The sequence below is a fragment of the Paenibacillus sp. LHD-38 genome (assembly GCF_031157315.1).
Taxonomy (GTDB): Bacteria; Bacillota; Bacilli; order Paenibacillales; family Paenibacillaceae; genus Pristimantibacillus.
The window spans coordinates 125951-138022 of the sequence record NZ_JAVIFU010000012.1; the positions used below are offsets into that span (position 1 = coordinate 125951).

Annotated in this window: 10 protein-coding genes; 7 read left to right on the plus strand and 3 right to left on the minus strand. The window is 47.8% G+C overall.

Annotated elements, in window-relative coordinates:
* Window positions 1-9: 9 nt before the first annotated feature.
* Entirely contained in the window at window positions 10-810 is an 801-nt protein-coding gene (gene blaOXA, locus RCO25_RS12705) for a class D beta-lactamase (protein ID WP_374992107.1), read from the minus strand.
* A 150-nt stretch (window positions 811-960) separates the two neighbouring features.
* On the opposite strand from blaOXA, the gene RCO25_RS12710 reads away from it, so the two are divergent.
* Window positions 961-2343: an aminotransferase-like domain-containing protein gene (locus RCO25_RS12710; RefSeq protein ID WP_308996516.1), complete on the plus strand. Its 1383-nt coding sequence runs from the start codon at window positions 961-963 to the stop codon at window positions 2341-2343.
* 194 nt (window positions 2344-2537) lie between these two features.
* Here RCO25_RS12710 and RCO25_RS12715 read toward each other — a convergent pair whose 3' ends face one another.
* Both RCO25_RS12715 and RCO25_RS12720 read right to left on the minus strand, forming a co-directional pair.
* Complete coding sequence (locus tag RCO25_RS12715) at window positions 2538-3044, minus strand: metallophosphoesterase family protein (protein WP_308996552.1); 507 nt, start codon at window positions 3042-3044, stop codon at window positions 2538-2540.
* A gap of 45 nt (window positions 3045-3089) precedes the next feature.
* A complete protein-coding gene (locus tag RCO25_RS12720; protein ID WP_308996517.1) occupies window positions 3090-3428 on the minus strand; it encodes a YrdB family protein in 339 nt (112 codons plus the stop codon).
* 242 nt (window positions 3429-3670) lie between these two features.
* Here RCO25_RS12720 and RCO25_RS12725 point away from each other — a divergent pair, with 242 nt between their 5' ends.
* From RCO25_RS12725 to pdxA, 6 genes are all read left to right on the plus strand, one after another.
* Window positions 3671-4408 carry a phytanoyl-CoA dioxygenase family protein gene (locus RCO25_RS12725; RefSeq protein WP_308996518.1) on the plus strand — a complete coding sequence of 246 codons (738 nt, stop codon included), beginning with the start codon at window positions 3671-3673 and terminating at the stop codon, window positions 4406-4408.
* Between the two features lie 28 nt (window positions 4409-4436).
* Window positions 4437-5252, plus strand: coding sequence for a sugar phosphate isomerase/epimerase family protein (locus RCO25_RS12730; RefSeq protein ID WP_308996519.1), 816 nt, complete (start codon window positions 4437-4439; stop codon window positions 5250-5252).
* A 19-nt stretch (window positions 5253-5271) separates the two neighbouring features.
* Complete coding sequence (locus RCO25_RS12735) at window positions 5272-6120, plus strand: AraC family transcriptional regulator (RefSeq protein ID WP_308996520.1); 849 nt, start codon at window positions 5272-5274, stop codon at window positions 6118-6120.
* A gap of 1114 nt (window positions 6121-7234) precedes the next feature.
* Window positions 7235-9076 carry a sigma-54-dependent Fis family transcriptional regulator gene (locus tag RCO25_RS12740; protein ID WP_308996521.1) on the plus strand — a complete coding sequence of 614 codons (1842 nt, stop codon included), beginning with the start codon at window positions 7235-7237 and terminating at the stop codon, window positions 9074-9076.
* Between the two features lie 278 nt (window positions 9077-9354).
* A complete protein-coding gene (locus RCO25_RS12745; protein ID WP_308996522.1) occupies window positions 9355-10671 on the plus strand; it encodes a four-carbon acid sugar kinase family protein in 1317 nt (438 codons plus the stop codon).
* The gene (pdxA, locus tag RCO25_RS12750; protein WP_308996523.1) at window positions 10664-11674 is read left to right on the plus strand and encodes a 4-hydroxythreonine-4-phosphate dehydrogenase PdxA; all 1011 of its coding nucleotides are present in this window, start codon (window positions 10664-10666) and stop codon (window positions 11672-11674) included. Before RCO25_RS12745 ends, pdxA begins: the two co-directional genes overlap by 8 nt.
* Window positions 11675-12072 lie beyond the last annotated feature (398 nt).

Below are 12072 nucleotides of genomic sequence, written 5' to 3' on the forward strand. Positions count from 1 at the left end.
GGAAGGTGCTCACAAAATGCCGAGGCGCTTCAAGGCTTCCAGCGTGACCGTCTTGGCGGTCGTCCCGCTGCTGTCCACGTTAGCGGCGAACACCCAGTCGGTCTTCCCGTGCTCCACATAGCCCACATACCAGCCGAGGCCCATGTCGGACAGCCTCGTGCCCGTCTTGCCATGCACGGTGTAGTTGTCCTGGTCGTTATCAATCATGATGCGCTTGACGGTCTTCATCGTCTGCTCCTGGAAGGGCAGCGTCTCCTCCACCAGGTCTTCCATGAAGCCGGCCTGCTCCTCCGCCGAGATCTTCAGCGAGCTGCCCAGCCAAAAGGAATCGATGCCCCCGCTAATATCCATATTGCCGTAACGAATACGATCCACGTAGCTCTTCATCCGCTCGATCCCGATATCCCGTGCCATCGCCTGGTAATACCAGATTGCGGATGCACGCATTGCCGAACCCAGCGTATGGTCCCGATTCCACTCCTCGAACGGCCGGACGACGCCGTCCCACCGCTTCACGTCATATTCGTCCCGCACCGCTCCCACTTCGAGACCGATGAGTGCGTTCGGCACCTTGAACGACGATTCTGGCGTGAACCGCTGCTGGCTCCGTTCGGGATTGCAGATGTAGACGCGGTCCGTCTTCAGGTTTTTGACGATCAGGGTGCCCTGCACGTCATGGAATAGCTCCTTGCAGGGGAGTATAGTCTCTTTCGGGGCGGCATTTACGGGAAGTGCGGCACTGCCAGTTGTACCGGCGAATAGCAGGGCGGCGAGCGCCAGGACGACTCGGTTTTTCTTTTTCCAGGTAATCAAGTTGCATTCCTCCTCGATCTTCTTCATAATGGCAAAACAGAAAGGCTCGTGTCGACAACACTGAGTATATAGGAATGTACGGCTGGGCTGTACCGCCGTTTGCGATGATTGTACCCGTACAGTTGGCAGGAAGGAGTGCAAGGGAAGATGCTGTATGAAGCGATTGTGGAACAGCTCCTGCAGGAGATGAAGGACGGGAAGATGAGGCCGGGGGACAAGCTGCCGTCGATCCGGGAAGCAGCGGAAGCATTCGGTTGCAGCAGAAATACGGTGATTCGGGCATACGGGGAGCTCGAGAAGAGGCACCGGATCTATGCTGTGCCCCAGAGCGGCTATTATATCGCGCATCGCAGCCAAGGCTGGGAGGATGCGAGAGGCGCGGCGGAGGTGCCAGACGTCATCGATTTCCAGTGGGCAGGCCCGGACCGGAGCGCCATGCCATACCGGGACTTCCAGCACTGCATGAATGAGGCCATCGAGCGGTACCGCGAGGACATGTTTACGTATTCGGATGGTCAGGGCCTCGCCTCGCTGCGGCTCCAGCTGGCCCGGCATCTGCGGGATTTGCAGGTGTTCACGGCCCCGGAGCGCATCTATGTGGTGACTGGCTCTCAGCAGGCGCTGCATTTGTTGGTGGGACTGCCTTTCCCGAACGGCAAGGGGAACATCGTCGTGGAACAGCCGGTGCATGCCGGCATGGTCGAATCGCTGCGGGGATATCGGGGTGAAGTGCACGGCATCTCGTACGAGGAAGGCGGCATGGATCTGGAGCGGCTGGAGGCGCTGTTCCGGGACGGGGACGTCAAGTTCTTCTACACCGTCTCGCGGTTTCACAACCCAACCGGGTACAGCCACACGAACGAAGCCCGCAAGCGCATGGTGGAGCTGGCGAAGCGGTATGATGTGTACATCGTCGAGGATGATTACATGGGCGACCTGGATGGCGATCCGAGGAATGACCCCATGTTCGCTTACGATTTGTCCGGAAGGGTCATCTATGTAAAGAGCTTCTCCAAAGTCATGCTTCCCGGTCTGCGCCTCGGGCTGGCCGTGCTGCCGGACGGGCTGCGGGAAGGGTTCCTGCGGGCGAAGGCTGCGGCAGACGTACATTCGCCCCTGTTGACGCAAGGGGCGCTCGAGGTGTACCTAGAGAGCGGCATGTTCGCCGCCCACATCGGCCGGATGCGGGAGATATATCGCCGCAAAGCGGTGCTGCTGCAGGAAGCATACCGCAAGCATCTGCCGCCGGGAACCGCTTACACAAGGTCGTACTCCGGCTTCTATACCACGATCGGGCTGCCGGCCCCGCTCCGGGCGCAGGCAGCGGCCGACCACCTGCTGCAGCGCGGCGTGCGGGTCGATCCGGTCCAGCGCATGTACCTGCCGGAGTTCCTGCAGGAGGATTTTCTCCGGCTGAGCGTCTCACAGGTGGAGGAAGGACTCATCGAGCCCGGCATACGGGCCATCGGTGACGGAATCCGGGAGCTGCTCCGGCAGCGCACGGGAGTGCGGTTTGTGAAGCGGGGGTAGGGGGAAGGTTATTTCCTTTATAGGTGGTAAAGGATGTTAACAAAACGGCTTAATTCTCGTCTATGGAATATACTTCATTTCTCTTGAACACGAAAATCATATCGGCGAATTAAAACACTGCTCGGTAGTTGACGTCAAAAAAGGAAGGAAGATCAAAGTACTTTCCGATCTTCAAGCCAGAACGAACTATCATCCTACGATTTGTCATTGTAAAATATATGCTTGGCAGATACTGTTCCACCAGCAAGTTGAAATATGCCGAACGAATACATGGGCTGCCTCCTCTTATCAGTAGGTGACCCGGGATTAAATACCAGCAGGCCACCTGTCCGCTTAAGTACTGGAATATGGGAATGGCCATAGATCAGCACATTCAAATGAACATTCTTGAAGGCGTCTAACGCACGCGCTTCCGTATTTATTCTTTTCCCATCACCATGACCGTGAACGATACCCATTCTTACACCCTCAAACTCTAATTGCCTCTGCAATCCAAACTTGCGGATAATGTCTGCACTATCATTATTTCCTGCGACACCGTAGATCGGAGCGAATGCTACCAAAGCCTCGTACACAGAAAGGTTCGTCCAATCACCTGCATGAATGATAGCTTTTGCCGTTTTTAGCTCGCGAAGCAATCGATCCGGCAGTTTTTTGTTCATTCTGGGCATATGCGTGTCAGATACGACGACGATTTTCATCCTCACCGACCTCGATTCCTTGTCTTCATATTCTTCATTCGTATTTCATATTTTCATCGAATAGACCAATAAGACAACAATCAATGCAACAACGAAAAAACCGACTGCTATTGTTTTCTGTCCAGATGCGTAAAGTGCTAAACTAGCCAACGAGAAAACTGCTATCTGAAGCAGGTGACGAACAGGAATGGTAACGGGGTAGGTCGCTTTGGGTGCTACGAAGAGTCCCCAGAACACCGCAATGACAAGTGGTGCTCCAATTCCCAGCGCGAATCTGACGATCCAACCTCGATTAAAATGGAAACCCCAATATCCTAATGAAAAGAGAGCGGCTAACTCAATAAGAAATAAGATTAATAGCACGATAGATTGAAATAGGATCAACTTTGTTCCCCCTCACTTAAAACTAATGTTATTAGTTTTAGTTTAACTAATGATATTAGTTTTAGTTTAACTAATGATATTAGTTTTGGCAAGGGATATGAAAATATTCTGGTCATTTCAAAATCATAGATAGATAGTGCCGAAGATATGCATACTTTTGCGGATAGAATGAGAAGTAAATAAATGTCCCCTCCGTTATGATGAAAACAACGCAAGATTACATCATTTTGGAGGGAATAATAATGGCAAACGCGACACTATCTGAGCAAGAGGTTCAATTTTATAAGCAAAATGGATATGCTCTCCATAAGAAACAGCTATTTAGTCAAGAGAAAATGGCAGAGCTGTCAGGCATATTCGAAGAGCAATGGGAGCTGGTTGGCAGAAAGCTGAACAGCGAGCTGGACACTCCACATTTTCGTGACGAGCGGCTGCTGAAATTTCTGTTAAGCGATGATGTGCTCGATTTGGTTGAGCCGCTAATCGGGCCAAATATTGGATTGTGGTCGAGTCATTTCATATGCAAGGAGCCGCTGATCGGCAAGCAAACGCCATGGCATGAGGATTCCGCTTATTGGAACGGCCGTCTTAGCAGTTTTGACAAAATCGTAACCGTGTGGCTGGCAATCGACCGCAGCACGAAGGAAAACGGCTGCATGCGCGTTATTCCCGGTACACATACTGACGGATTTTCCGAATATGAAGAGGTTGATGGAAGCCAAAACATTTTTAGTACCGAAATTAAAAAAGTAGAGAATGAAAAAGCCGTTTATTTCGAATTAGAGCCGGGCGAATGCTCGGTGCACGATTCCCGCATCATTCATGGGGCAGCTGCCAATACGAGCGAGTTTCGCCGATGCGGCTATACGATGCGTTATTTCTCGACAGAAGCCAAGGTATATGAGGAGAAAAACCAAAATCATAAAATTTGGCTTGCAAGAGGCAAGGATCTGGCAGGCAATCCATTCATTAATGTATAATGATCGAAGCTAGAAGGAGCTGTATTTCATGGAATTGAGGCCAATAAAGGCGTTATGGGGAATGGCTGGCACTTACGATGAGCAGTTAGCACGCGCGGCGGAAGCCGGATATGCCGGCATTGAAGCGCCGCTGCCGCCTTTGCCCGAGGAGCAATCCTTTAAAGAAGCGCTCGAGCGGCACAAGCTGGCTTTCATTGCTCAGGTGTGTACGGAAGGCGACCATCTTGCCAGCTTCGAGAAGCAGGTGGATCGCGCCGCAGCCTTTAAACCATTGTTTATCGTAGCGCAAAGCGCGAGAGACAGCATGACAGAAACAGAGCAGGATCACTTCTATGAGGGAGCTCTTGCCGTAGAGCAGAAAATCGGGATTGCGGTTGGGCACGAAACGCATCGAAGCCGCGCGATGTTTACGCCTTGGACAACGGCAAGATTGCTGAAGCAATTTCCTGATTTGTCGATATCGGCAGATTTTAGCCACTGGGTAAACGTATGCGAATCGCATCTGGATAATCACGAGAATGAGCTTGCACTTGCGATGAAGAGGACCATTCATATTCATGGCCGAGTTGGGTTCCCGCAAGGACCGCAGGTTCCGCATCCTGCTGCTCCAGAATATAAAGCAGAGCTTGCGCTGTTCACAAAATGGTGGCAGCAAATATTCGTTGACCAAGCGATGAAAGGGAAAGCGGAAGCTACCTTCACGGCAGAATTTGGACCTCCTGGCTATATGCCGACTGAGCCGTTCACCAATAAGCCGGTCGCTGATTTATGGGAAGTCAATCAATGGATGACGGACTACATTTCCGCCAAATTTGCGGAGTGGTTTAACGTTAAGACCAAATAAGCATGAAGGGGGAATAGGGATGGATAACAATAAAACACCAGAAAGGCTGCTTAGCAAAAACTTTTTATCCTTGTCGTCCCCCTTCCGTATTTATAAGCATGTGATCGATCACAAAATTGATACGCATTGGCATGAGTTTTTCGAGATGGGCTTTATCGTATCAGGCAGAGGTACTCATATTCTTAATGGCGAGTCATCTCCTTTGGAAAGAGGGATGGCTTTTCTGCTTACAACCGCCGATTTCCATGAAATTATACCGGATGAAGGCGAAACGATACGTCTGTACGATTTTATATTTGAGGATTCATTCATTCGTCCTGCTTTAACCGAAATGCTTTTTGAAGAGGCATCTCATTTCGCTTATACTTTTGAAAGCGCACAAGCTGGCATGATCGAAGCTGAGTTTGATCGCATTTGGGACGAATCGCTGCTCTGGCAGCTAGGCAGCGACATGATTGTTCAAGGCAGCTTTGAGCGGATACTGATTGAGCTATTCAGACTAACGAGTCAAAAAAATACGGCAGCGGAAAACGTTACTGTTCGCACCGTCCATCCTTCTATAAGGAAATCAGTTATCTACATTCAGCATCATTTCCGTGAGCCGATTACTCTCCATAAAGTGGCAGAGCATGTCGGACTCTCAGCAAATTATTTCAGCGAATGCTTCCGGAAGCAAACCGGAACTTCATTCCAAGAGCATCTTCAAGAGAAAAGGCTGCAGTTCGCCAGAGCTCTGCTATGCAGCACAACGCTGCCAATAACGGAAATCTGCTACGCCTCAGGCTTTAATACGATGCCGAATTTCGAGAGGTTTTTTAAGCGAAAGTTTGGACTAGCGCCGCGCGATTATCGGAAAAGCAATAAATGAAAACCTTCCATTCACTTTTCAAAGTGTATGAAAGGTTTTTTTGCTCATGTTAAGTAATTCCAGTATACGCTAACAGGTAACGATAGCTGAACAAACAAGAATAAGCAGTTTACTGCGGCAACTGCTAGTAGAATGGAAAGCGAGCGAAGATCTTAAGTAACTGACATTTTGACCAACGTGAGCCGTTCGGAGTGAATAAAATTGAGCTTCTATATATGGGAGACATTAATATTTATTTTAGCTCTGAAGAAATAAAAAGAATACCAAAAAAACATGGGATGAATCCTATAAAATTATTGAATTAATGCAAATGGGTTCACAGGTAATTGATGTATTCCATTTGGTTAATCCGACTGGGAATTATGTTGGCTGTTTTAAGGCATTACTGATTACAAATTTTATGAAGCAAAGCATAAAGTAAAGGCCACGTCTTAGGTCGTGGCTTTTTTATGTTAGAGAATTTCTTATTGTTTCTCTTACAGCAGGTGCTAGAAAGCACGATCAGGGAAGAAAACGAATAGTTTTATCAGTTATTGCCCCTGTTTCGGTCGCTGACTGTCCATTTCTAATGACATTTATTGTGGATAAATAAAGCTTCAAGAAGCTCTTTCCCTTCGTTATTTTCCATAACTGTTGATGGTAGCCTTCATTAAAGTTTGTTGTGTAGATAATTTTTGAGTCTCTACTGGATATTTGAAGAGCACAGATAGATCTTCCCAGTTTTTTACCCACAATCGTACATAAAGCAGGTAGTTCTTAATCCTTCAAAGCGAACTAGTTTAATCAAAGCTTCTTCTTTTGTTACTGCTTTGTTGAGTTGCTTAATTTAGCGTGAAAGCTCCTTAACTTCTTGTAGAAGTCGTAGGAAGTGGAGTAGCGTAATTGGATAATGATGTACTCTTTAAATCTCGTTCTCCTAAATACAGGCAGTCATGGCTTGTGAGAAGCTGATCAGATTGTCGACGCAGGTTATGAGAAAGTCCTGTACGCGGCAGTTTTCACATTGAGATAAAATCTTTTGTGTAAACGGTACTTTCCCTTCATGATGTGTATAATCAATAAGAGTTGTTTAATTTTGCAACAGTCCATAATTGATCATAAGCGAGGTTACAAAATGAAAATTAAAGTGTTAGCGATTGCACCATATCTTGGTTTGAAGGGTTTGCTGGAAAGTTTATCACAAGAAGAGCCGAGGATCGAGATGGACATTGAAGTAGCCGATCTCCAAAATGCGATTCCAATCGTCACCGGAGATAAAGGACGTACATATGACATCATCATCAGCCGCGGGGGAACCTCTTCCGTGATCAGAGAACATATTTCAACTCCGGTTGTGGACATTCCCGTCTCAGGATATGATATTTTGCGCGTGCTTACCTTAGTCAAAGACTCCAGCACTAAGGTGGCTATCATCGGCTTCCCCAATATATGCCGCGGGGCAGCGGCCGTTTCGAGCTTGCTCGATTTTGAAATTCCGATCTATTCAATTGAGCATGCAACCGAAGTTCACACCGCGCTGCAAACGGCTTTCAATCATGGCGCAAAAATCGTTCTTGGAGATGCGATTACGGTTCGTACGGCCGAGGAGATGGGGTATAACGGCATCCTTATTACTTCAGGCCGCGAATCCGTGCTCGAGGCACTGTCGGAAGTAAAACGCATCTATGACGCTCTATTGAAGGCCCGAGAAAACGAACGTTTTTTTGAGCATATGCTAGAGCATCACCGTACGGGCGTACTTGCGTTAGATAACCGCGGCGTTATTCGTTATGCCAATCATGCTGCCTCGTTATTATTAGGTTACGATAGTTCGGTCATGCGCGGCATGAATCTTAGAGGCATCGACCCGATTTGGGGTCATTATTTGGAGGAAGCAGCCAAAAGCGATGCAGTCTCTGGAAATCAGCAAAAAACAAAATGGTTTTATAAACGCCAAATGAAGGTTGAATTTGTCGCGCCTGCCATGGCAAAGGAACAAACCTATTTAGTCTATATGTATCCGCTGGAGAACCACGGTAAAAACCCTATTTCAAGCACCTTTGAAGTAACCGGCCGAATAGCTACTTTTGCTCAGGTAATCGGTTCGAGCATAACGATTCAGCAAACTGTCAAACGCGCCAATTCGCAGGCCCAAACGGACAAGCCTATCTGGATTTTCGGGGAAGCCGGTAGCGGGAAATCGTTGTTTTCTCAAGCGATCCATTCCGCCAGCTCGCAAAGTGGCGATGCATTATACGTCATTCCATGCAACAAGTTAACGGATTCCGAACAAGAGTCTATTTTATTTGGGAATGAAACGACGCCGGGGCTGCTCTACATGGAATCTGTCGGTACGGTTTGCCTCCAGCAAATCCAGCATACCAGTCAGCATTTGCAGCAAAAGCTGCTGGCCGCCATGCAAGGAGGAGCCCATCCGCGCCTTATCGTCACTTCCCTGCTGCCAGTAAAAGCCTTGTTAAAAAAAGAAGAACTAGCCGCCGATTTTGCACATCTATTCGCCAATACGAACTTGCAATTACCGCCGCTTCGTGAGCGTCTGGAGGATATCGGAGAAATAGCCCGCGTCTTAATCGCCAATTACAATTCCCGTCATGGCAAGCAAATTGTCGGTATACGACAGCCTGTATTAGAAGACGATCTCATGCAGAAGCCATGGCCGGGCAATATACAGCAATTGAAGCTGGTCTTAGAGTGCATTTTATCGGTTACGAATGGAAATTATATTGGCGCCAATGAAGCATCTGAAGGATGGCTAAAAGTAAGGGAGTCCATACAAACGGAAGATGTCAGCCACAATGTGCTTTTAAACTTGTCGGGCACCTGGGAGGAAATCGAAAAGAGAGTCTTATGGGAAATCCTGCAACACGAAGGCATGAATCAATCCAAAACGGCTAACCGTTTAGGCATCAATCGCTCCACTCTTTGGCGAAAACTTAAAAATATGTTGCAATATTAAACGATAATGATATTGTTATGCAACATTTAGCCCTTTATAATAATCGTATAAAGCTAAAATTTATTTGGTGTTGCAAAATAAAGCATTTATATAAATTTGTTTAACACAACTAGAGAAACTCGAAACTTGGATAAAGAAATGCGTGAGTTTCTGTCAAAAGCCGTACCTGTTATGGTTCCATTCTTCTCCTTAATTGCCGGATTACGGGGGAGCTGGCCTCCGGACCTTTAAACACTCTTATGAAACACAAGAATGAGATGCAAGGAGATACCACATTTATGAGGCAAATCGCAATTATTGCAGATGATTTAACCGGAGCGTCCGACTCGGGCGTGCAGTTCGCAAGAAAAGGCTTTGAGACCCAGGTCATTTTTAATATTGATCATTTTTCTACAGGCACACAGGAAATAGAAGTCATTGTTCTCGATACGGATAGCCGGTCAGTTTCAAGGAAATTGGCCTATGAGAAGGCAAAGGTAGCTGCGGTTCAAGTCAATCAACTAGGCTTTAAGCATGTATATAAAAAAATGGATTCTACGCTGCGAGGTAACTTAGGCACAGAAATAGACGCCGTCGCGGATACCATCCCAGTGGATTTTACAGTTGTAGCGCCTGCATTCCCGAAACTAGGCAGAACAACAAGAAACGGCATCCATTATATGAACAATGTACCGATCGCTCAGACTGAAGTAGCAAGAGATCCCAAGTGTCCCGTAACGGAATCAAACTTAGTAAAGCTGCTCGCTTCCCAATCGAAACGGAAAGCGGGACTAATCCCGTTAGAAACCCTTCGTGCAGGTAAGGAAGCCGTTTTGTCCCGAGTAAAAGCTTTACTTCAGAAACAAATTGAAATAATTGTGTTTGATTCTGTTTCGGGAGAAGATATGCAACAAATCGCCGAAATCATGGCGGTAAGCGAATATCGGATTCTATGGGCAGGATCGGCAGGTCTCGCAGATTACCTTCCAGAGGCGCTGGCTTTGTTGAGCAGCAGCAGTAAAGTCTTAAATTCGGTTATATCCGTCACCAATAAGCCCATACTTTTAGTTGCGGGCAGCATTTCTAAGGTAACCCGAAGTCAGATTGCCGCGTTTAATCTAAGTCCGCAGGTCAAAGCCGTGGAGTTTAACACGGTTACGGCCCTTACCTCCGATGAGGGCTGCTCTAAGGAAATCGAGCGATGCAAGATGGAGCTCCTGACGGCCATAGCTGCAGGTTCAGATGTGTCTCTTTATGCAAGCTCCTCACCCGAGCATGTCCAATTATCCAAAGCGGCAGGCGCCGTAAGAGGATTTGATTCTACGGAGGTTTCCAACCGGATCGCAGCTATATTGGGTGGAATTGCTTCCGGAATTATTCGAGAGATTGAACTGCAAGGCGTTATTCTAACCGGCGGGGATACAGCTAAGGCCGTATGCAAGCATCTGAGCGTATCCGGCATTCAGCTCATCAGTGAGATTGAACCGGGAATTCCACTGGGAAAATTCGTAGGGAGCAAGCCGTTGTGGGTAGTCACGAAAGCCGGTGCTTTCGGCAATGAAAATAGTTTGGTGCATGCTAAAGTGGCTGTGAAGGGAGGACAATCAAATGAATAGACCAATTATAGGAATTACAATGGGGGATGCTGCAGGCGTCGGCCCTGAAATTATATTGAAATCCTTGCAAGATCCCCTTGTATATGAATCTAGCAGACCTTTCGTCATCGGCGATTCGAAAATCATGGAAAGAGCCGAAGGCTTTGTCCAAACAGGACTGAAAATCCATAACATTCAAACCGTCACGGAGGCTCAGTTTCAATTTGGCACGGTAGACTGTCTGGATTTGGATTTGGTTCCGGCCGATCTGCCGATCGGACAAGTGTCTGCCGAGGCTGGACATGCCTCCTTCAGCTTTTTGAAGAAAGCGATCGAGCTTGCAAATGCCGGCGAGATAGATGCGATCTGCACAGCGCCATTGAACAAAGAAGCACTTCACAAAGGAGGACATATTTATCCGGGACACACCGAAATTTTGGCCGACTTGACCGGTACAAAGGATTTTTCGATGATGCTGTCCGCTCCAAAGCTGAAGGTCATTCACGTCACGACTCACGTTGGCATTATCGATGCCGTTAAGATGATCAATCCGGAACGCGTTTATAAGGTCATTCGCATGGCGCATGAAACGTTGCAAAAGGCAGGCTTTGCCGCTCCGAAAATCGCTGTCTGCGGCATTAATCCACATGCCGGAGAAAATGGGCTGTTTGGTTATGGAGAAGAAAAAGAAAAAATAATTCCCGGCGTCAAACAGGCTCAAGAAGATGGCATTCATGCGGTTGGGCCCCTTCCGGCCGATACCCTGTTCTTCCGAGCGACGCGCGGCGATTTTGATATCGTCGTAGCGATGTACCACGATCAGGGACATGGCCCTATTAAAGTGCTTGGACTTGAGGCTGGCGTTAACATTACCGTCGGTCTGCCTATTATTCGGACCAGCGTAGACCACGGCACCGCGTTTGATATTGCCGGCAAAGGAATCGCTGACGAGCAAAGCATGAAGGAAGCTATCCGCCAAGCGATTGAGTTAGCTCCTAACCGCGTATATCATCATCTTCCTTGAAGCAAACAATCCTAAGGTTGCGATAAGTTCCACTAGTTCATATGTCTAACTAGGCTTGGCACAGCTTTCCCAATTCTGAAAGCTATGATATGAAAAATTATGAGAGAACATCCTACAAGACCTATAACAGTAGATTTATCAGCTATCCTTATTTGCCGGTCTATCAATTTGCGGAGGAATACAAGTGGCATCGCTTTAATCCGCATAAGCTGCATCTCGGGCAGATCGGTTTCGGCTTTTGTCTTCAGAGGAGGAGGCTGTCCTCTCCGAGGAATTGACCGATACAAGGCAACGCTTGACGGAAGGCTTTCCGGATCATCATACTCCGGGTTTCCCGCAAGACGGTTCTTGGACGGTGCGTTTCGAGGGCTTGAAAAAACTGCTATAACGCAGAAAAG